This window comes from Bacillus sp. S10(2024), from assembly GCF_050473865.1.
Lineage (GTDB): Bacteria > Bacillota > Bacilli > Bacillales > Bacillaceae_G > Bacillus_A.
The window spans coordinates 260,840-280,495 of record NZ_JBFLUR010000002.1; the positions used below are offsets into that span (position 1 = coordinate 260,840).

A 19,656-nucleotide genomic window follows, 5' to 3' on the forward strand; every position below is an offset into this window, starting at 1 on the left:
TGGTTAGAATAGTATCGCTATCTTCCTACGAAAGAAAATTTCCATTTTAACAGACGAGATAGAATGAGGTAAGTGATAACTCCTGTGCCTAAAAAACCTATATAATAACTTACCAACGAATTGATTCCTCCTAGTAAACGAGCACCAAGTAAGGCAAAGCACGTTACTGTACAAACGATAAAGAGCTTTTGTAGCTTTGGAAAAAGTAGTATTTTTCCGTTTTGTTCGTTAGGTGACCGAACATATAAATACGTACTTAATGGTAATAAGATCAGTGTATATACAATAGGGCTTATTAATGTCCAGAGAGACGGAATAGAACTAAAGTTAGGCTCAGTGATTCGTTTTCCTGTTGTATCAGTATAGGCAGACTGTGGATCGTAATTAAAATAAATTTGAAAATGTATCATAGGTGAAAAGACAGTAAGTTTTTCAGATTTATTCATATATGCATTTTCTTGTTCATAAGTGTTAGTATACGAATTATTGGTATGAACAGAAATGAATCCAGTAATTAAAATAGGCAATACGAATGGTAAAAGAAGAGCAATTGCAGTTAACAGACCTTGTGAAACAACATTTCCAGCAATTGTTCCAATACATAGCGTTAACGTATAGATTGCAACGAGTACGATTGCTGCGTATAGAAAATAATAGTGAAAAGGTGAAAATATTTGATACTTATTATGAAAAGTTGTTTTTTTCAAAATAGCAAAAATCCCCCAGTTCAATACTAGAACACTCAAAATATTACATACACCAAACAGCCATTTTGTAAGAAAGATATGTGTTCGCTTAAATGGCATCGACCAAAGTAGATCGATAGATTGATTGTGACGATCCCAGCCGATGACTACACAACCTAAAACAATAACAAGTGCACCTTGTATTATTATAGTTTCTTCAGGAAAAATATAGTGGTAATGAAAACGATAACCCCATTTCATATTATCGTGAAAATAGTTTAGTTGTTCTGCAGCTGCCAAATAATATCTGCACGATAGTATATAGAAGTTAATGAGCCAAAATAACCACACGATATATTTACTTTGCTTGTATGTTTGAAGCCATAATGCTTTCTGAAACATAGGATCGCTCCTTTAAAAAATTTTATATTTGGTAGCACGAGATAGCAGGAAATAGGTGATGCCCCCAAGTAAAAAGAAGCCGACGTAGTAATTCAATAATAAGCCAAAAGGATTATATAATCGCCCACCTATTAAAGCGAAGTAAATTGTAATCCCCCATATCCATAGCAAGCGATGCTTTTGAAAAAGAAAAATTTTCATATTATTTTCATTTCGTGTCCGCGTAAAAAGAAATGTGCCAAGTAGTAAGCAACAAATTGTATAAAAGACAGGAACTAGCATTGCTTTGGCAGAATAATATTGATGAAATGCAGGACCTTTTAGAGTCTTTTCAGTATCATCGGTACGACGATTTCTTGGATCATAATTGTAATCGATAGTAAATTTGTTTATAGGAGCGGAAATACTTGTCTTGTCATTGAGTTCATAAAGTATTTCAACCCTTTTCGAATAATTTTCTTTGTCTATTACATGCCAATGAGTAGTTAGAAAAGAGAATCCTAATGAAAATACGCCACACCCCATAATTAAAAAAGTAATGCTAAAAATACCTTGTGAAATAACGTTCCCTGTAAATGTTCCAATACATAAAGTAGCTGTATAGATTGCTACGTACGAAACAATTGCATAGAAAAAGTATCGGTGAAATGGATAAAATGATTGATATTGAAAGTGAATGGTTGATTTATAAATGAGATACATAAGTATCCAACTTATGAAAAAAGAACCTACAATATGAATCACTCCAAAGAGCAACTTTGATAAGAAAATATTACGTCGATTAAACGGCATTGCCATAAGCATATCCTCAGATTGATTTCTACGTTCCCATCCGATTAAAATACATCCTAAAATAATTACAATAAAGGCTATCCAAAAACTATTAGAGGAATAAAAAGTATATTCATAATAAAACTTTCCTTCTGTGTGACGTTTATGATAAGAATTAAGTTGTTGCTCTGCTGCTTGATAATATTTATATGGGAAAAAGTAGAGACAACTAAGGAAGAATAGTAATACAATATATTTTCCTTGCTTCCAGTTTCGCATCCATAATGCTTTATGGAACATGTAATTCACCCCTATTTGTATGTGTGCGCTTCTTGATTAAAAATATCGTTATCTTCCACTAAAAGAAAACTTCCATTTTAGTAAGCGAGTTAAAATCATATAACTAATAAATCCTGCTCCTAAAAACGTTATATAGTAAATCCATAAAGCATTTATTCCAAATGTTCGTCCAGCGAGTAATGCAAAGCAAAGGACTGTGCAGCCAATAAACCATTTTTGTAGCTGTGGAAACAATAGAATTTTTCCGTTTTGTTCATTAGGAGAGCGTGTATATAAAATGATTGCTAATGGTAAAAATAGAATGATATAAACGAATGGGTTCAGCAATTTCCAAATAGGTGGAATCCATATATTCTTCATAGGGTCTACGGTAGGTGATTCCGAGATTTTATGACCGTCACGATCAAATGTCATTTCAGGATGGTAGTTGTAACTAATATGAAATTCATGGAACGGTGCAATGATGCTTACTTGTTCTAAGTAATATCTAGTTTTACTCTCAATTTTATATCGATCCTCGATTGCCTCTCCAGTATGAACAAAAATAAATCCAGATACCAATAAAATTAAACCATAAGGAAGATATAAAATGACCGCAGTTAAAGTGCCTTGTGAAAAAATATTTCCAGTAATTGTTCCAATGAATAAAGAGAATGTATAAATAGCAATTAGCACAATTGTTAGGTAGATAAAATAAGTATGAAACGGACTGAAATCTTGATAAGCATTATGAAAAGATGCTTTTTTAATTCCCCACATACTAATCCAGCAAATAAAATTTACGGTTATAACATTGACAATGCCAAACAACCATTTTGTTAGAAAAATATCTTTTCGCTTAAAAGGCATAGAGAAAAGAAAATCCGCTGATTGATTGTTGCGTTCCCATCCAATTAAAACACAAGCGAGTGCGATGAGCGCAATGCCTTGTATCAGGACAGGTTCGTCTAATTGAAAATGATAGGAATAATAATATACATGATCATCCCATTTCATTTTTGACTGTCGAAGCTCTGATTGTGCAGCACTATAATATGCATAAGGAAGTATATATAAACTACTTAACCAAAAGAGTAGAAGCACATATTTCCCCTGTTTAAACGTCCGCATCCACAACCCTTTATGAAACATGTGACCCCTCCTCAAAAGCCGTAACAAATACATCCTCAAGTGACATTGGCAATTCTTCTAATAAGAGCGGCTGCTCTTTATGAAATTTTTCTAACGTAGTTGCTACATTGCCTTCGATTAAAACGGTGTATACTTTTCCGGTTTGTTGTAATACTTTCACATTACTTAAGTTTTCTAGTTTTTGTGGTAGTGAACGTTCATAAGCGACTTGAATTTTTGCATATCGCGATTTTGTATCGTCTAAAGCTGTAATTGATGCAATGGTATGATCTTTTAAAATGATGACTGTATCTGCGATTTTTTCAATTTCATCTAAGTGATGCGTCGAAATGAGAATGGTAATTTCACGTTCTGCTACTTCTTCAATTAAAAATTGTAAGATTTGTCTTTTTACGATTGGATCCAATCCGTTTGTTGGCTCATCTAAAATTATGTATTCTACGCCAGTAGAAAAGGCTAAGATCATCGCTAATAATGCCTTCATTCCGCGGGAGTAGCTACGAATGCGTTTGTCTGGTAAGTTAAAACGCTCAAGTAACTCATAGAAATAGTCTGCATTGAAATTATGATAGACTGCTTTGTAAAATTTTACGATTTCTTTTACTGTGTATCCGCTTAATACATTTGTAGAGTCTGGAACGTATACAACTGTTTGTTTTACTTCAGGATGTTTGTGCACGTCAACGTCGTTATATGTAACGGTTCCTTCATCTGGAGTTAAAATTCCAACGATTGTACGTAATAATGTTGTTTTTCCAGCTCCGTTTCTGCCGAGTAATCCGGCAATGCTCCCTTTTTTTAAAGTAAATGAAATATCTTCTAATATCGTTTGATTATCAATTGTTTTCTTTACGTTCGTCACTTTTAACATGCGTATTTCCTCCTAATTCTTTATAGTATGAATCAATCCAATCATGAATTTTTTCTTTTGAAATACCAAGATACGAAGCTTCTAGTAACAATTGATGAAATTGTTTTTCTACCATAGCAATTTTCCTTTCATCTTGTGCGGGAGTAATGGATTGCGAGACGAATGTTCCTTTACCACGCAGCGTTTCAATAATTCCTTGCCGCTCTAATTCTTGATAAGCCTTACTCACTGTGTTTGGATTAATCACAAGTGAAGAGGCGAGTTCACGAACGGAAGGGAGTTTATCGTTAGATTCGAGCATCCCTTTTAGAATTAGCTCTTTAACATTATGAACAATTTGTTCCCATATCGGAGTGTTGCTTCTTGGATCTAGTTGAATGTGCAAGAGCAAAGTCTCCTTTCTAAATAAAAGTATGAGTGTACTAATAGTTGTAATACACTTAATACAATATATAGTACATGATAACTTGTCAACTGTATTTTTAGAAAATTATGGTATAAAAACCCTCCGTTTGGAAAAAATAGGTGTGATATAGAATGGAGGGTTAGTCATGAAGCGATTAATAGGAATACTTGTTTGTTTCATGTTATTGCTTTCCGCTGTTCCAGTTGGTTTTGCACAATCTGAGAAAAAAGAAGTGGAAGCGGAAACAAAACCGAAACTGGCGGAACAAGCATCGTCAGCAATTGTGATTGAGCAGGATACAGGGAAGGTTTTATTTGAAAAAAATCCAAATGAAAAGTTGCCGCCTGCTAGTATGACAAAAATTATGACCATGTTGCTCATTATGGAACAAATTGAAAAAGGAAAATTAAAACTGACAGATAAAGTAAGAGCGAGTGAACACGCAGCTTCTATGGGAGGTTCACAAATTTTCCTTGAGCCTGGTGAAGAAATGTCAGTTGATGAAATGTTAAAAGGCATTGCCATTGCATCTGGAAATGACGCATCAGTTGCCGTTGCTGAACACATCGCTGGATCAGAAGAAGGATTTGTAGATAGGATGAATAAAAAAGCAAAAGATTTAGGACTAAAAAATACTCATTTTCAAAATCCAACAGGTCTTCCGGCAAAAGATCATTATTCAACGGCATATGACATGGCAGTTATGGCAAAGGAATTGATGAAATATCCATTAATCCGTAAATATACAGGGAAATATGAAGATTATTTACGTGAAGATACGGATAAGAAATTTTGGCTTGTAAATACAAATAAGCTTGTTCGTTTCTATCCAGGTGTTGACGGTGTGAAAACAGGGTTTACAACAGAAGCAAAATATTGTTTAACAGCATCAGCAGAACGAAATGGGATGCGTGTTATTTCTGTCATTATGGGCTCTCCAACATCAAAGGAACGAAATGCAGAAGTAACAAAGCTTCTGGATTATGCATTTAGTCAATATATGACGAAAAAGATGTTTACAAGAGGAGAAAAAATTCAAACGGTAAAAGTAGGAAAAGGAAAAAAAGAAACAGTGGACTTAGTAGCTTCTGAAAATGTTTCTCTTCTAATGAAAAAAGGAGAAACAATGAAGAATGTTAAAAAAGAGGTAGTTGCTGAGGAGAAGGTGAAAGCTCCAATTAAAAAAGGAGATGCCTTAGGTACACTTGTTATAAAAAAAGGTAATGAAGTGCTACTCAAACAAACCATTGTTGCCAAAGAAGATGTGGCAGCAGCGAGTTGGTGGGAGTTATTTAAACGAAGTTTTGGGATGTTTTCAACATCGAAATAGCGGCAATATAGTTGCCGCTTTCTCTTTTGTTCATTCTACTGTGATTTCGATAGTAAGATATGGTTCTTGAAGGTTCTTTTTATGACGAAATAGTACTTCTTTTGTCAGGTGGAAGGATTCTACATTTATTTTAGAGAAAAACTTCTTATATATTTTGCGTGTATACGCGAATTTTGAATGTAAGGAGGAAATAGAGTGAGTCTTTCCATCCATTTAGAAGTAAAGCGTGACGTCTTATGTGTTCGTTTAGCAGGCGAACTAGATCATCATACTGCCGAAGAGTTGCGAGCAAAAGTAACTGATATGATTGAGACGCATCATGTTCATCATATTATTTTAAACTTAGAGCAATTAGCATTTATGGATAGTTCTGGCCTTGGTGTTGTATTAGGAAGATATAAACATGTCAAAAGCTTAGGCGGCGAAATGGTTGTTTGTGCAATTTCTCCTGCTGTAAAGCGCTTATTTGAGATGTCAGGGCTATTTAAAATTATTCGTTTAGAAGAAAATGAAGCGCATGCGCTCGCGACATTGGGGGTGGCATAGATGAGAAATGAAATGAACCTTCAATTTTCAGCGTTAAGTCAAAATGAATCGTTTGCTCGCGTTACAGTTGCTGCTTTTATCGCGCAGCTTGATCCAACGATGGAAGAGTTAACGGAAGTGAAAACTGTTGTGTCTGAGGCAGTAACGAATGCCATTATCCATGGATATGAAGGGAATCAAGATGGCGTGGTGTATATTACGGTTATTTTGGAAGATGGTATGGTAAAGTTAACAATTCGTGATGAAGGGATTGGAATTCTAGATTTAGATGAGGCAAGGCAACCCCTTTTTACAACAAAACCCGAATTAGAGCGTTCTGGAATGGGATTTACCATTATGGAAAATTTTATGGACGAAGTAGAGGTTATTTCTAATGAATCTTTCGGGACAACGATCCATTTGACGAAGTATCTATCAAAAAGCAACGCTCTATGCAATTAAGGAGAATTGCCTATGGACATAGAGATCAGGAATGAAAAAGGAAAAGGAAAAGGGCAGTTAAAGGATCAGGAATTAAAAGAATTAATTAAAAGAAGTCAACAGGGCGACCAAGGAGCGAGAGATTTAATTATACAAAATAATATGAGGCTTGTTTGGTCCGTTGTACAACGCTTTTTAAATCGCGGTTATGAGCCGGAAGACTTGTTTCAAATTGGCTGTATTGGGTTGCTAAAGTCTGTCGACAAATTTGATCTATCTTTTGATGTAAAGTTTTCAACATATGCAGTTCCAATGATTATTGGAGAAATTCAACGTTTTTTACGTGATGATGGAACGGTGAAGGTAAGTCGTTCTTTAAAAGAAACAGGAAATAAAATTCGTAAAATGAAAGATGAATTATCAAAAGAATATGGCCGTGCACCGACAATTACCGAAATAGCAGAGGCGTTACAATTAACGCCAGAAGAAGTTGTAATGGCACAAGAAGCAAGTCGAACGCCGTCGTCGATACATGAAACGGTGTATGAAAATGATGGTGATCCTATTACTATTTTAGACCAAATTGCGGATCGTTCTGAAACAAAGTGGTTTGATAAGATTGCGTTAAAAGAAGCAATTCGTGAATTAGATGAGCGTGAACGATTGATTGTATATTTGCGGTATTATAAAGACCAGACACAATCGGAAGTAGCAGATCGTCTAGGGATCTCTCAAGTGCAAGTATCAAGGCTAGAAAAGAAAATATTAAAGCAAATGAAGGAACGAATAGGCGAATAGTCTATTCGTTTTTTATTTAAAAAAAGTTGTATTAGAAAAATTTCCAATATCCATACTACAACTACGAGGAATAGTTAAGAGGTGATTGGAGTGGAGCAAACGATATATGTAAAGATGAGGAATCGTCTGCAAGTGTCGCCTGCTTATGAGATTAAAATTGGTGACGTTGCACAAGTAGTTGGAGAATCACGTATTGTAGATGAGATAAAACGACAGGTTATTTACAAAATTACAAAGAAAGATAAAACGCATGTTGTAATTGATGTGATGAAAGTGATTCAGAGTATTCGGCAGTATTCTAGCAGTTTAGAAATTAATTTGCTCGGTTCAGCACAAACGATTGTTGAAATTGTATATGAAAAAAAACAAGTAAATCCAGTTTTTTTTGGAATGGTGTGGTTATTACTGTTTGTAGGAGCAGCTCTTGCAATTATTTATTTTCATGAAGATGTTAGTATGCAGCAAGTGCATCAACGTTTGTATTACATGATTACAGGAGAAAGTAACAAAAAGCCGCTTTTATTTCAAATCCCATATTCGTTAGGACTTGGACTTGGAATGATTCTTTTTTTTAATCACGTATTTCAAAAGCGTATTAATGAGGAGCCAAGCCCATTAGAAGTTGAAATGTTCCAATACCAACAATCTCTCGATCAATATGTAATGATGAATGAAAATAAAGAAATGATAAAGAACATCCAAAATGATTGAATATATTGGGGTAATCTTTATTGGATTTTCTGGTGGTATTGCTGTTGGAGGAGGATACGTTGCATTTTTAACTGTATTAGGTGTGATTCCAAGGCTTGCTCAGTTAACGAAAAGTAATCATCGTGTGCAATCTTATGAATGGGCTGTTGTGAGCGGTGCACTAGGCGGTACGTGGTGCAGTTTACGCGATGTTACATTGCTTGCTTCACCATATTGGCTTTTGCTTCTTGGCTTGTTATGCGGCACATTTATCGGAATGCTTGCTGCTGCTTTAACAGAAGTGCTGAATGTACTTCCAATATTGGCAAAACGTGTTGGGGTTGATGGGAAAATTGTTATTCTTCTTATCGCACTTGTTCTTGGTAAGGTAGTAGGATCTTTATTTCATTGGATTTACTTTGTGAAATAGGAGGTATGTCAGTGGCACTGCATAAATTAAAAGACGATTATACGAATAATGTGAAAGCGTATCATCCAAAACCTAACTATATGATGAATTGTATAAAGGCTTTTGTTGTGGGAGGACTTATTTGTACATTAGGAGAGGCTTTGATGAAGATGTATATACACTATTTTGATTTTACGGAGAAAAATGCGGGAAATCCCGCAATCACAACGCTAATATTACTGTCGGCCATTTTAACAGGACTTGGTGTATATGATAAACTTGGCCAATTTGCAGGAGCCGGGGCGGTAATTCCAGTAACTGGATTTGCAAATTCAATGGTGAGTGCAGCAATGGAACATCGCAGCGAAGGGATTGTTCTAGGGATTGCCACAAATATGTTCAAGATTGCTGGAAGTGTAATTGTATTTGGTGTTGTTGGGGCGTATGTTGTAGGTCTCATTCGGTATACATGGAAGCTCCTCCAATGAAGGAAGTTTCAGCTAATGTAAGTAAAGGAGAAGGTAGATGAGATTAACAGGGAAGCAAACGTGGCTATTTCAAAACGATGTATATGTGAATGCGACGGGGACGGCTGTTGGACCGGATGAGGCAAAGGGGCCGCTTGGAGATAGTTTTGATATTACATATGATGATTTGCATTGCGGAGAAAAGAGCTGGGAGTTAGCGGAAAGAAGGTTAATGAGAGAATCGATTCAACAAGCATTACGAAAAAAAAAGATGCAAGCATCTGATATTGATTTTTTTTTAGCTGGAGATTTATTAAATCAAACAGTTACGGCAAATTATGTTGCAAGAGAGCTTGCAATCCCATTTTTAGGCATGTTTGGAGCGTGTTCCACGTCGATGGAGACGTTAGCTGTTGGCGCAGCATTTATTGATGGTGGATTTGCAAATCGCGTGTTAGCAACAGTGAGTAGTCATAATGCCACTGCTGAACGGCAATTTCGTTATCCAACAGAGTATGGAGGACAAAAGCCAACTACAGCGACATTTACCGTTACAGGAGCTGGCACAGCTTTAATTAGTCGTGAAAGAAGTGCAATTAAAGTCACATCAGCAACTATTGGAAAAGTTCAAGATTTAGGTATAACAAATCCGTTTGATATGGGCTCTGCAATGGCTCCTGCTGCAGCTCATACAATTAGGCAGCATTTTGAAGATTTAAATCGAAGTGCTGCCGATTACGATTTGATTGTAACTGGTGATTTATCGGGAGTTGGAACACCAATTGCGCGGCAGCTTTTGTTAGATGAGGGTTATGATCTAGGGAATGTTTATAATGATTGCGGTTTAATGATTTATAGAGATGACCAGCAAGTATTTGCGGGAGGAAGTGGCTGTGCTTGTTCCGCAGTTGTAACATATGGACATTTAATGAAAGAAATGGAAAAGGGGAATTTCGAGCGAATTTTTGTCGTCGCAACAGGTGCTTTATTAAGTCCGATTATGATTCAACAAAAAGAATCGATTCCAACGATTGCACACGGTATCGTATTTGAAAGAATAAAGTGAAACTTCCATAATTTTTGGGGCTTCATCCCAAAATTATGGTTAGTTGAACCAATCGGGTTTTTACGGGCAGTTATCCCCCACCTATCTTCTTCGTTTTTCTCTCAATCTGGAGGTGGGTGCTTACTGCCCGTTAATGCGGGATAAAAGGGGTGTAATATGTGGAATTTATATATGCGTTTTTAGTTGGAGGAGCAATTTGTGTTGTCGGACAACTCCTGTTAGATTTTACGAAATTAACACCTGCACATGTTATGGCGATTTTTGTAGTAGTTGGTGCTGTTTTGGATGGTTTTGATATTTATGACAAACTGATTCAGTTTGCAGGGGCGGGAGCGACTGTTCCGATTTCAGGTTTTGGTCATTCTTTATTGCACGGGGCAATGGAAGCGGCAGAAAAGTATGGTTATCTTGGGATTGGAATGGGAATGTTTAAGTTAACATCTGTTGGAATTTCAGCAGCGATTTTGTTTGCATTTTTAGCAGCACTTATTTTTAAACCGAAAGGATAAATAAGATGAGAAGAAGGGTTATTTTGGTGACAGATGGAGATGAATATGCGCAGCGAACAATCGAGTTACTGGCAAAGGAGTTTGGGGGACGATGTATTTCGGCATCGCAAAGTAATCCAACGAAATTAACAGGGAGAAAGATTGTTGAGCTTATCATGCAAACACCACATGACCCTGTTTTTGTTATGTTTGATGATAGTGGATTTATTGGGGAAGGATCAGGAGAAAAAGCATTAAAATATGTGGCAACGAACAAACAAATTGATGTGCTTGGCGTGTTAGCGGTTGCTTCGAATACGCATCATTGGGAATGGGCACGTGTTGATGTAAGCGTCGATCGAGAAGGACGATTAACTGAGTATGGCGTTGATAAATTTGGTTTGGCGGATGTTGAAATAGGAAGAATTAACGGTGATACCGTTTACTGTTTAGATGAGTTACATGTTCCTATCATTGTTGGAATCGGTGATATTGGAAAAATGTACGGCAATGATGACTGGAAACGTGGGTCGCCAATTACAAAGCAAGCAATTCAATTAATTTTAGAAAGGAGTGGGTTTTATGACCAAAACAAAAAAGACTAATATACCAATTTCTTCATTTTTAAGTGACAATGAAAATTATTTGAAGCAAACAGTTGGACTTGGCGTTACCTTTGATGTGGGGATTCGTAAATTTCATATTCTAGATAAAGAAATTGGTGTTTTATTTGTGAATGGTTTATGTGACACAAACTATATCATACACATTCTTGAAGAGGCTATTGATACGAATGAAATACAAAGGTATGGAGAAGGTACAGTAAAGTTGTTAGAAAATCGTCTGATTCATCAGCAAGTAAGTAAAGTAAAGACGATGGATGATGTCATATTGCAAGTTTTATCAGGCTTAATCGTTATTTTTGTTGAGGGAGAGACAGAAGCGTTTGTAATCGATGTTCGTAGCTATCCAGGACGAACCCCAACAGAGCCGGATACGGAGAAAGTCGTTAGAGGTGCGCGCGATGGATTTGTTGAAAATATTATTGTAAACACAGCTCTTATTCGAAGACGCATTCGTGATCCTCGTTTGCGACATGAAATTATCCGAGTAGGAGAGCGGTCACACACAGATCTTTGTATCGCATATATACAAGATATTGCGAATCCTGATTTAGTAAAAATAATAAAGCAAGAGATAGAAAATATTCAAATCGATGGTGTCACAATGGCAGATAAAACAATTGAGGAGTTTCTTGTGAAACAAGGGTATAATCCTTTTCCGCTTATTCGCTATACAGAAAGACCAGATGTCGCAGCGAATCATTTGTTAGAAGGACATGTTTTACTCCTGACAGATACTTCTCCTAGTGCAATTATTACACCGACAACATATTTTCATCATGTACAGCATGCAGAGGAATTTCGGCAAAATCCTGCCGTTGGAACATTTTTGCGGTGGGTTCGTTTTGTAGGAGTTGTATTTTCGCTGTTCTTATTGCCACTTTGGCTTGCGTTTGTAATGGATCCTGCTTTATTACCAGACAAGCTAGCGTTTATAGGGCCGAATAAAGTGACCAATATACCAATTGCCTTGCAGATTATTTTATCAGAAGTAGGGCTGGAATTTCTGAGGATGGCATCGATCCATACACCAACGCCACTGTCGTCAGCAGCTGGGTTAATTTCCGCTATATTAATTGGTCAAATTGCAATTAATGTCGGTCTATTTGTACCAGAAGTCATTTTATATACTGCCATTTCTATGATTGGATCATATGCAACGCCAAGTTATGAATTGGGATTAGGAAATAAAATAGGTAAATTATTCCTTATCCTATGTACTGCTTTGTTTCAAGAAATAGGATTTGTTGTCGGAATGACATTGTTAATTTTATTTTTAACATCCATTAGAAGTTTACAAACACCATACCTTTGGCCGTTTCTTCCATTTGATTGGGAAGCGTTGGTGAAAATTTTAATTCGCCCATCTATTTCTAGTTTGAAGGTACGTCCTAGTATCGTCCATCCTCAAAATATAAAGAGGCAAAAATGAGCAGAAAAATAAATTCTGCTCATTTTTGTTATAAATTTATCTGTTATTAACAAAAGCATAACATTTCTTTTGTACACTAGAAGTAAATATGATGTATGGAAGGGGAGATTACATGATTAAGTTATTTGTTAGCGATTTAGATGACACACTCGTTTATAATGTGAATCGGATTCATCGTGACGATGAAAAAGCATTATGCTGGTTAGCAGAGAAAGGCACAAATATTTGTTTTGCTTCTGGTCGTTTTACCCACCGTATTCACGCTGTTGTGAAACAATTCGCTTTCCCTTATTATACAACAGGATTAAATGGCGCCGTTTTATTTACGAAAGAAGGAGAAATGTTAAACGAATCAACGTTTGATGGAGAGGTTGCCCGGGAAATATATAAATATATACATGAAAAAAAGTTGGCGGATATTGTATGTGCGAAAGAGCATCGATATACAAAAAAGAAAAATGAACATCATCGTATGTTTGAGGAATACATTCAAGGAGAAATTACAGAAATAGAGACATTAGAGGAAGAGTTCGGACAAACTATTCATCCAGCAAAATTATTTGTTTATGGGGAGGAAGAGAAAATTACAATGTTAGATCAAGAGTTGCGAAAACAGTTTCAAGGCGAGGCGGAAGTCGTAATTTCAGGGAAAAAATACGTGGATATTATGCCAATTGGGATTAGTAAAGGAAGTGCACTGCAGCTTCTAATGGAACATTTACAAGTTGAAGCGCATGAAGTAGCGTGTATTGGGGATTCTTTTAATGATGTTTCCATGTTTTCAGTAACACCGCATTCTTTTACACTGCATCATGCTCATCCATATGTGAAAGAAAAAGCGAGTTATGTTGTTCGTTCAGTAGAAGAAGCGATTATGAAATTACCATTGTTAGCATAAAGTGAAACTTTTATCAGTGGGGGCTTACTGCCCACGAATAGCGGGATAAGAAAAAAGCTCGTTATTAACGAGCTTTTTTCTTACTTGAATAATGATTTTATAAAGTCTATAAAGCTAGAGAATACACCTTTTAACTTGTCTAAAAAGCCTTGACCTTCTTCAGAACCAAGAAACGCTGAAACGTGTTCTTTTGCTTTATTTAATTGGTTACTAACTTGATTCCAATCAATATTTAAGTTTTTCATTTTGTCAAAGAGCGCTACTAAATTATCAAGTTGTTCATCAGTTAATGTAATGCCAAGCTGATCTGCAATCTTTTTAATGAGTGAGCGTAAATCTTCTGTTGTTTTTGGTTGTTCTTTTGCGATTTCTTCTTTAACTTTTGCAACAAGTTGTACAGCTTTGTCATTTCCGATTTGGTCACCGAGTTTTGCAGTTTGAACCATTTCTTCATTAGCGACTTTTTTCACTTCTTCTGGAATTTCTTTTTTCGATGTTGTCTCGTAAGCTTTCATTAAGCCTGTCAAAGCGGCAGTTCCTGATACTTTAAATGGTGCTGTAATGTAAATATTCGCATCTTTTACACCCGCTGTAATTAATGCGTTTGTATACATTGCATCTGTTACCCAATTAATATTATGCGCTTGTACAACAAGACCAGATCCTTTTTTTGTATACGTAATCATAGAAGAAGAAATTGCTTTCGTACCAATTTGAGCGTTTGGTACAACTCCATCTAAATATTTATGTTCCTCCGCATTTGATACCTTAATAATTTGCGCATCTTTTGGCGCTTTCATTTCTTGGAGAAGCTGTTGTTTTTGCTGTTCTGTTAAATTTTCTCCTAATGTAACAATAGACTCTCCCTCAATCACGTCTGCATATGAAGCTATTGGAACTAAAAAGACCATAACAGCTAATAGCAGTGCTAACAATTTCGTTTTCACGAAAAATCGCTCCCTTTCTCTTTCTGAAATTTTCGGGTAACAAAGTAATTATAGTATATTTTTTGTATTTGTCATCCGCCTTAATAATGATTCTTAAAAGAAACAGTAGGATTGTCGGATTTTCTCCTACTATTCGTGTGCAATAGAGCGTTGCTGGCTAAGGTTTTAATTAATTAGAAGGTATTGGCGTTGAAATAGAGAAGTATATGTTTAGCATATTATTCATTTGAAAGAAAGAGAAGCATATTAAATTTAACACGGTTTTCACAATAATATTTTTGTTTATTTCAGTGATTGTGGTAATATAAGGCTGAGATTGTTGAAAGGAGCTTATTATACATGAAAACTTTAGGATACATATTAATGGAGAACGGTGAAAAAATCGAATTAGAATTTTTCGCAGAAGAAGCACCAAAAACAGTAGAAAATTTTAGAAAGTTAGCTAATGAAGGCTTTTATAATGGAGTTACTTTCCACAGAGTAATTCCTGGTTTTGTAAGTCAAGGTGGCGATCCAACAGGAACAGGAGCAGGCGGTCCTGGCTACTCTATTCCTTGTGAAACAGATGGAAATCCTCACAAACATAAAGTAGGGGCACTTTCTATGGCGCATGCTGGAAGAAATACTGGAGGAAGCCAGTTCTTTGTTGTACATGAACCACAACCACATTTAGACGGCGTTCATACTGTATTTGGTCAAGTAACAAGTGGTATTGAAACAGTGTTAAATATGCGTCAAGGCGATGTTATGAAAGAAGTTAAAGTTTGGGAAGAGTAAAATGTTAAGAGGGGGCAAAAGGCTCTCTCTTTTTTATTTTAAAGAGAATGTGTGTATTTTTTGTGCCATTTACATTTTTCGATATATAAGTTGCTACTATGCAGAAGTGTGATTGTCACTTGCTTTCTTCTTTTGTTTTAAACATCGCAAGTGGCAGAAACAGGTTCTGACTGTTTCTATCCATGGCCAGACGCTTTCGCTCACCTAAAAAAAGAGTTTTTTATATGATTTTTTTATTCACATAGGTTCGAACAGTACAATGCTATTAGCATAATGTAAACAGAATATCAACATTTGACTTCCTCTTTCCGTCTTTGTATGATTATAAAGTTGTTTTAGGCAAGCCTTCTCAGTGTGTTAGAAATGTTGTAAAATAGACATGATATGAACATGCTGATTAAGGGGATATGATTTGTAACTTTTGTAAGAAGGGATAAATTTCATGTTAATTCGTTTTAAAAAAAGTTATGAAAAAATTGCAATGGGACTTCTTTCTTTTATGCCAATGGAAAAAGATATAAAGCGATTGCAAGCGACGATGAAGGATTATGAACAAAATGATGATTGGCAGCTTTACTTATGGAAAGAAGATGAAGCGATTGTTGGAATTATTGGGACGGTAAAACAAGCAGAGGGCGTATTAGAAATTCAGCATATTAGTGTGAATCCTTCACATCGTCATGCTGGAATTGGAACAAAAATGGTACAAGAATTACAAATAATGATGTCGAATATTACGGTATGCGGAAATGAACAAACATCTAGTTTTTGTGAGAAATGCAAAGAAATTGAGCAGAACGTGTATTAATAAAAGCAGAGATAACATTATCTCTGCTTTTTCTTTTTTAATTGCATATTTCGCTCGCTAATCACATCTTCACGATTGCGGCGGGAGTGTTTATGAATAATGTCCTCACTTGGCGTGAAAGAAGTGTCTTTCCAAGGCAGTCCTTTCGTTTTGCATAATTGTATACATATGTTTTCTAAATTCGAATCAGCAAAAGGAAGGAATAATGTTGTATAAGACTCATGATTTTTTATGATGTGCAATCGCTCTTTAAGAAGCAATAGCAGTTTTGAATAGTTTAAACCTAATGCCTCTACATGCAGCTTTTCGTTTTGTAAAATGAATAGCGCACTTTTCATCATTTTTTGTGCACCGTTCCAATTACAGCGCCTATGGTGATATAAAGCAACGGCAATTTGGATAAGTCCCACCCAATGTTGTTCTCGCTCTCCACGTGGTTTTGTTTTCCAATGTTCTTCTAAGACTTCGTGACATTCAAAGTAATCATAATCACTATGAAAATGAATTAAAAACTGTATGTATGCTTTGTGATACATGCTTTTCACTCCTATTCTAAGCAGCGTTTTATCTAGTGTAGCATAAAGTGAAACTTCCATCGCCCCACAATAATAGCGGGATAAAATATAAAGCGACTAGAGAGTGCTCTAGTCGCTTTATGTCAGTTAGCAAAAACAAGCTGCACCGACAATAATTAATAAAATAAACAACACAACCAGTAAAGCGAATCCGCCGTGGAAACCTCCAGTAACATGACCCATAGTTTGTGACCTCCTACAATGTACTCATTACACTGTCATCATATGAATGGGATGGGCATTGTGGCCTAGGTATACGTCTATTTTTAATTAATTTTTTGAAAAAGGTTGGATAGTCCATAAGTATACACTATACTTATGGTGTTACAGAAAAAATGTGGTGGGATGATTTGTGCAATATAATTTTAAAGTTGAGGCATTTGAAGGCCCTTTAGATTTACTATTACATTTAATTAATCGTTATGAAATTGATATTTATAACATTCCTGTAGCGGAAATTACAGAACAATATTTATCATATATCCATACGATGAAAGAATTACAGCTTGATGTTGCAAGTGAATATTTAGTTATGGCAGCGACGCTATTACAAATTAAAAGTAAAATGTTGCTTCCAAAGTATGAAGAGGATGTAGAGGATAGCAGCGAAGAGTTTATGGAAGATCCTCGGCAAGAGTTAATGGAACGCTTAATTGAGTATAAGAAATATAAGCAAGTTGCTACTCAATTAAAGGAGAAAGAACAAGAACGAGCGCAGTTATATACCCGGCCTCCTCTTGATTATATGATGTTTCAAAAAGAAGAGGCGGAAAGGCTGCCGATTGACGTTACATTATATGATATGTTAGCAGCGTTTCAAAAGCTCGTGCGCCGAAAGAAAATACAGCGGCCAGTAACAGCTACAGTTACTAGGCAGGAAATTCCCATTGAACAAAGAATGGACGATGTTTTAAAACAATTGGACCTTGCAGGCGGTCGCCAAAGTTTCTATGATTTATTTGTAGATGATAATCGAGATATGGTCGTTGTTACATTTTTAGCAATTTTGGAACTCATGAAACATCAGAAAATTGTTATTGAGCAAGAGCGTAATTTTGATGAAATCTTTTTAAAGAAACAATAGCTGTAATCTTTGACCGAACGCAATATATTGATGTTCGGTCTTTATGATGTATATGGAGACAAAGAATGTGAGAAAGGAGCTTTTAGCGTTGGATAGACAAGAACAAAAGGCAGTTATAGAGGGGCTGCTATTTGTAGCAGGAGATGAAGGAATCTACCCAGAACAAATTGCAAAAGTATTAGAGGTAGAAGTGAAAGCGGTAATAAAGCTTGTAGAAGAACTGCAAGAAGAATATGAACAAATGCACCGAGGTTTGCAAATTGTTCAATTTGCAAAAGTGTATCGCTTTACGACGAAAAAAGAGCATGCCCCGTATTATCAAAAATTGATGGATGCACCAACAACTGCATCTTTATCGCAAGCAGCGTTAGAAACATTAGCGATTATCGCCTATCGTCAGCCAATTACAAGAACAGAAATTGAAGAGATACGCGGTGTGAAAACAGATCGAGCACTCCAAACGCTTGTATCTCATTTATTAATTAAAGAAGTAGGGCGTGCAGAAGGGCCGGGACGTCCTATTTTATACGGCACAACAAAAGAGTTCTTAGATACATTTGCATTACAAACAGTAGATGAACTCCCTCCTTTATCAGAAGACGGAGAGGGAATGAATGAAGCGGATTTATTCTTTGGTTCTCTACAAGAAGTTTCGAAGTGAAAGCTTGGCATTTTGCCGAGCTTTTTTTGTATATGAAATCTAAGCTGCGTCATACTAAATAGAAAAAGGAGACGGTGTATGAAAGATATGCGTATCGCTCTATTTCTATTTGCGGCAGTATTATGTATAACTTTAAATTGTGCATCCCCTACACGTCAGTATACTTCTATACATACGGCTTCCTCCTTTTCAAGTCAGCGTACACATTTAGGTAAGATGACAGTAAGTTTTTTAAGAGTCGGACAAGGAGATGCAACAATTATTTCTTTACCGAACGGGAAAACAATTTTAATTGATGGTGGACCGTATGAAGCGGGGGAGCCTATTATTGATAAATTAATGAGAAAAGGAATCAAACGTCTAGATGTTGTTATCGGTACACATCCTGACATGGATCATATCGGAGGGTTAATTCCAATTATTGAACAAATGCCAGTTGCACTTGTGTTAGATAGCGGGAAATTATATAGTTCATTTACATATCATACGTATATCAGAAGTATTAAAAAAAGAGGAGTTCCATTTTTACGTGTAAAAGAAGGACAGTATATTCCCCTGGATCCCCATATTGCTATTCAAGTATTAAATGATGGTAAAGCAAAACGAGAAAATAATGAGTCATCTATCGTATTGAAAATTCGTTATGGTAAGGCTGATTTTTTATTTATGGGGGACGCTGATACACATACTGAGGAAGAAATTGTAAGAGAATATGATGTTCATGCAGATGTATTAAAAGTTGGCCATCACGGTTCATATACATCAACGAGTGAACAGTTTATAACGGCTGTTGCGCCGCAATTTGCTATTATTTCATATGACAAAAAAAATTCGTACGGTCACCCGCATCGAAGTGTGATGAAACGTTTAAATCGGCATGGCGTCACTGTACATACTACTATAAAAAGTGATGTTGAAATTGAAACAGATGGTGAGAGTATTTCCATTCAGCATCAGTTACCTTTACCTCTGTTAAAATAATATAAGTATAATGCAGTGACGTTCTGCAATTTTTCTTGATATCCATGTAATAAAGTGCCTAAGTTATGTACTATACTATGTATTTTTCC

At 35.9% G+C, this 19,656-nt stretch carries 25 protein-coding genes; 17 read left to right on the forward strand and 8 right to left on the reverse strand.

Going from position 1 to position 19,656, the window contains the following annotated elements; translation table 11 throughout:
- Positions 1 to 17 precede the first annotated feature (17 nt).
- The 5 genes from AB1280_RS01470 to AB1280_RS01490 are packed head-to-tail and all read right to left on the reverse strand — an operon-like array spanning position 18 to position 4,546.
- On the reverse strand, positions 18 to 1,088 hold the full coding sequence (locus AB1280_RS01470; protein ID WP_429754670.1) for an ABC transporter permease subunit: 1,071 nt from the start codon (positions 1,086 to 1,088) through the stop codon (positions 18 to 20).
- 12 nt (positions 1,089 to 1,100) lie between these two features.
- The gene (locus AB1280_RS01475) at positions 1,101 to 2,159 is read right to left on the reverse strand and encodes an ABC transporter permease (RefSeq protein WP_429754671.1); all 1,059 of its coding nucleotides are present in this window, start codon (positions 2,157 to 2,159) and stop codon (positions 1,101 to 1,103) included.
- Positions 2,160 to 2,207: 48 nt separating this feature from the next.
- Complete coding sequence (locus AB1280_RS01480) at positions 2,208 to 3,290, reverse strand: ABC transporter permease subunit (RefSeq protein ID WP_429754672.1); 1,083 nt, start codon at positions 3,288 to 3,290, stop codon at positions 2,208 to 2,210.
- Positions 3,280 to 4,161, reverse strand: coding sequence for an ABC transporter ATP-binding protein (locus AB1280_RS01485; RefSeq protein WP_429754673.1), 882 nt, complete (start codon positions 4,159 to 4,161; stop codon positions 3,280 to 3,282). The genes AB1280_RS01480 and AB1280_RS01485 overlap by 11 nt, the downstream gene beginning before the upstream one ends.
- Entirely contained in the window at positions 4,127 to 4,546 is a 420-nt protein-coding gene (locus AB1280_RS01490; RefSeq protein WP_429754674.1) for a GntR family transcriptional regulator, read from the reverse strand. The genes AB1280_RS01485 and AB1280_RS01490 overlap by 35 nt, the downstream gene beginning before the upstream one ends.
- A gap of 166 nt (positions 4,547 to 4,712) precedes the next feature.
- On the opposite strand from AB1280_RS01490, the gene AB1280_RS01495 reads away from it, so the two are divergent.
- The 12 genes from AB1280_RS01495 to AB1280_RS01550 all read left to right on the forward strand — a co-directional run bounded on the left by AB1280_RS01495 (position 4,713) and on the right by AB1280_RS01550 (position 13,734).
- Positions 4,713 to 5,897 carry a D-alanyl-D-alanine carboxypeptidase family protein gene (locus AB1280_RS01495; protein WP_429754675.1) on the forward strand — a complete coding sequence of 395 codons (1,185 nt, stop codon included), beginning with the start codon at positions 4,713 to 4,715 and terminating at the stop codon, positions 5,895 to 5,897.
- Between the two features lie 195 nt (positions 5,898 to 6,092).
- Positions 6,093 to 6,443, forward strand: a complete 351-nt coding sequence (gene spoIIAA / locus AB1280_RS01500; protein ID WP_098914605.1) for an anti-sigma F factor antagonist — start codon at positions 6,093 to 6,095, stop codon at positions 6,441 to 6,443.
- Complete coding sequence (gene spoIIAB / locus AB1280_RS01505; protein ID WP_272191148.1) at positions 6,444 to 6,884, forward strand: anti-sigma F factor; 441 nt, start codon at positions 6,444 to 6,446, stop codon at positions 6,882 to 6,884.
- A 12-nt stretch (positions 6,885 to 6,896) separates the two neighbouring features.
- Positions 6,897 to 7,661 carry an RNA polymerase sporulation sigma factor SigF gene (gene sigF / locus AB1280_RS01510; protein WP_429754676.1) on the forward strand — a complete coding sequence of 255 codons (765 nt, stop codon included), beginning with the start codon at positions 6,897 to 6,899 and terminating at the stop codon, positions 7,659 to 7,661.
- 90 nt (positions 7,662 to 7,751) lie between these two features.
- Positions 7,752 to 8,372: a stage V sporulation protein AA gene (locus AB1280_RS01515; RefSeq protein ID WP_429754677.1), complete on the forward strand. Its 621-nt coding sequence runs from the start codon at positions 7,752 to 7,754 to the stop codon at positions 8,370 to 8,372.
- Positions 8,365 to 8,781 carry a stage V sporulation protein AB gene (locus tag AB1280_RS01520; RefSeq protein WP_429754678.1) on the forward strand — a complete coding sequence of 139 codons (417 nt, stop codon included), beginning with the start codon at positions 8,365 to 8,367 and terminating at the stop codon, positions 8,779 to 8,781. Before AB1280_RS01515 ends, AB1280_RS01520 begins: the two co-directional genes overlap by 8 nt.
- Before the next feature lie 11 nt (positions 8,782 to 8,792).
- Positions 8,793 to 9,248, forward strand: a complete 456-nt coding sequence (gene spoVAC, locus AB1280_RS01525) for a stage V sporulation protein AC (RefSeq protein WP_272191144.1) — start codon at positions 8,793 to 8,795, stop codon at positions 9,246 to 9,248.
- Between the two features lie 37 nt (positions 9,249 to 9,285).
- The gene (spoVAD, locus tag AB1280_RS01530; RefSeq protein WP_429754679.1) at positions 9,286 to 10,293 is read left to right on the forward strand and encodes a stage V sporulation protein AD; all 1,008 of its coding nucleotides are present in this window, start codon (positions 9,286 to 9,288) and stop codon (positions 10,291 to 10,293) included.
- Positions 10,294 to 10,451: 158 nt separating this feature from the next.
- Positions 10,452 to 10,802 carry a stage V sporulation protein AE gene (gene spoVAE, locus AB1280_RS01535; protein ID WP_429754680.1) on the forward strand — a complete coding sequence of 117 codons (351 nt, stop codon included), beginning with the start codon at positions 10,452 to 10,454 and terminating at the stop codon, positions 10,800 to 10,802.
- Positions 10,803 to 10,807: 5 nt separating this feature from the next.
- Positions 10,808 to 11,386 (forward strand): stage V sporulation protein AE, encoded by a 579-nt coding sequence (locus AB1280_RS01540; protein WP_272191141.1) that lies wholly within the window; start codon positions 10,808 to 10,810, stop codon positions 11,384 to 11,386.
- Entirely contained in the window at positions 11,364 to 12,836 is a 1,473-nt protein-coding gene (locus AB1280_RS01545; protein ID WP_272191140.1) for a spore germination protein, read from the forward strand. Before AB1280_RS01540 ends, AB1280_RS01545 begins: the two co-directional genes overlap by 23 nt.
- Positions 12,837 to 12,927: 91 nt before the next feature.
- The gene (locus AB1280_RS01550) at positions 12,928 to 13,734 is read left to right on the forward strand and encodes a Cof-type HAD-IIB family hydrolase (protein WP_429754681.1); all 807 of its coding nucleotides are present in this window, start codon (positions 12,928 to 12,930) and stop codon (positions 13,732 to 13,734) included.
- An 80-nt stretch (positions 13,735 to 13,814) separates the two neighbouring features.
- Here the strand turns inward: AB1280_RS01550 and AB1280_RS01555 are convergent, their stop codons facing one another.
- Positions 13,815 to 14,681 carry a DUF1002 domain-containing protein gene (locus AB1280_RS01555; protein WP_429754682.1) on the reverse strand — a complete coding sequence of 289 codons (867 nt, stop codon included), beginning with the start codon at positions 14,679 to 14,681 and terminating at the stop codon, positions 13,815 to 13,817.
- A gap of 339 nt (positions 14,682 to 15,020) precedes the next feature.
- Between AB1280_RS01555 and AB1280_RS01560 the strand changes: the two genes are divergently transcribed.
- Together AB1280_RS01560 and AB1280_RS01565 are read left to right on the forward strand one after the other, a co-directional pair.
- A complete protein-coding gene (locus AB1280_RS01560; protein WP_272191137.1) occupies positions 15,021 to 15,458 on the forward strand; it encodes a peptidylprolyl isomerase in 438 nt (145 codons plus the stop codon).
- A 442-nt stretch (positions 15,459 to 15,900) separates the two neighbouring features.
- Complete coding sequence (locus AB1280_RS01565) at positions 15,901 to 16,266, forward strand: GNAT family N-acetyltransferase (protein ID WP_429754683.1); 366 nt, start codon at positions 15,901 to 15,903, stop codon at positions 16,264 to 16,266.
- 17 nt (positions 16,267 to 16,283) lie between these two features.
- Here the strand turns inward: AB1280_RS01565 and AB1280_RS01570 are convergent, their stop codons facing one another.
- Both AB1280_RS01570 and AB1280_RS01575 read right to left on the reverse strand, forming a co-directional pair.
- On the reverse strand, positions 16,284 to 16,802 hold the full coding sequence (locus AB1280_RS01570) for a DUF309 domain-containing protein (protein WP_429754684.1): 519 nt from the start codon (positions 16,800 to 16,802) through the stop codon (positions 16,284 to 16,286).
- Positions 16,803 to 16,928: 126 nt separating this feature from the next.
- The gene (locus AB1280_RS01575) at positions 16,929 to 17,024 is read right to left on the reverse strand and encodes a YjcZ family sporulation protein (RefSeq protein ID WP_098914571.1); all 96 of its coding nucleotides are present in this window, start codon (positions 17,022 to 17,024) and stop codon (positions 16,929 to 16,931) included.
- Between the two features lie 169 nt (positions 17,025 to 17,193).
- Here AB1280_RS01575 and AB1280_RS01580 point away from each other — a divergent pair, with 169 nt between their 5' ends.
- From AB1280_RS01580 to AB1280_RS01590, 3 genes are all read left to right on the forward strand, one after another.
- On the forward strand, positions 17,194 to 17,925 hold the full coding sequence (locus AB1280_RS01580; RefSeq protein WP_272191134.1) for a segregation/condensation protein A: 732 nt from the start codon (positions 17,194 to 17,196) through the stop codon (positions 17,923 to 17,925).
- 88 nt (positions 17,926 to 18,013) lie between these two features.
- The gene (scpB, locus tag AB1280_RS01585) at positions 18,014 to 18,586 is read left to right on the forward strand and encodes an SMC-Scp complex subunit ScpB (protein ID WP_429757251.1); all 573 of its coding nucleotides are present in this window, start codon (positions 18,014 to 18,016) and stop codon (positions 18,584 to 18,586) included.
- Positions 18,587 to 18,664: 78 nt separating this feature from the next.
- Entirely contained in the window at positions 18,665 to 19,567 is a 903-nt protein-coding gene (locus tag AB1280_RS01590) for a ComEC/Rec2 family competence protein (RefSeq protein WP_429754685.1), read from the forward strand.
- Positions 19,568 to 19,656 lie beyond the last annotated feature (89 nt).

Coding starts and splice junctions, on each gene's coding strand:
- AB1280_RS01470 (WP_429754670.1), bottom strand. CDS start 1,088: ATGTTTCAGAAAGCATTATGGCTTCAAACATACAAGCAAAGTAAATAT.
- AB1280_RS01475 (WP_429754671.1), bottom strand. CDS start 2,159: ATGTTCCATAAAGCATTATGGATGCGAAACTGGAAGCAAGGAAAATAT.
- AB1280_RS01480 (WP_429754672.1), bottom strand. CDS start 3,290: ATGTTTCATAAAGGGTTGTGGATGCGGACGTTTAAACAGGGGAAATAT.
- AB1280_RS01485 (WP_429754673.1), bottom strand. CDS start 4,161: ATGTTAAAAGTGACGAACGTAAAGAAAACAATTGATAATCAAACGATA.
- AB1280_RS01495 (WP_429754675.1), top strand. CDS start 4,713: ATGAAGCGATTAATAGGAATACTTGTTTGTTTCATGTTATTGCTTTCC.
- spoIIAB (WP_272191148.1), top strand. CDS start 6,444: ATGAGAAATGAAATGAACCTTCAATTTTCAGCGTTAAGTCAAAATGAA.
- sigF (WP_429754676.1), top strand. CDS start 6,897: ATGGACATAGAGATCAGGAATGAAAAAGGAAAAGGAAAAGGGCAGTTA.
- AB1280_RS01520 (WP_429754678.1), top strand. CDS start 8,365: ATGATTGAATATATTGGGGTAATCTTTATTGGATTTTCTGGTGGTATT.
- spoVAD (WP_429754679.1), top strand. CDS start 9,286: ATGAGATTAACAGGGAAGCAAACGTGGCTATTTCAAAACGATGTATAT.
- AB1280_RS01540 (WP_272191141.1), top strand. CDS start 10,808: ATGAGAAGAAGGGTTATTTTGGTGACAGATGGAGATGAATATGCGCAG.
- AB1280_RS01545 (WP_272191140.1), top strand. CDS start 11,364: ATGACCAAAACAAAAAAGACTAATATACCAATTTCTTCATTTTTAAGT.
- AB1280_RS01550 (WP_429754681.1), top strand. CDS start 12,928: ATGTATGGAAGGGGAGATTACATGATTAAGTTATTTGTTAGCGATTTA.
- AB1280_RS01560 (WP_272191137.1), top strand. CDS start 15,021: ATGAAAACTTTAGGATACATATTAATGGAGAACGGTGAAAAAATCGAA.
- AB1280_RS01565 (WP_429754683.1), top strand. CDS start 15,901: ATGTTAATTCGTTTTAAAAAAAGTTATGAAAAAATTGCAATGGGACTT.
- AB1280_RS01570 (WP_429754684.1), bottom strand. CDS start 16,802: ATGTATCACAAAGCATACATACAGTTTTTAATTCATTTTCATAGTGAT.
- AB1280_RS01575 (WP_098914571.1), bottom strand. CDS start 17,024: ATGGGTCATGTTACTGGAGGTTTCCACGGCGGATTCGCTTTACTGGTT.
- AB1280_RS01590 (WP_429754685.1), top strand. CDS start 18,665: ATGAAAGATATGCGTATCGCTCTATTTCTATTTGCGGCAGTATTATGT.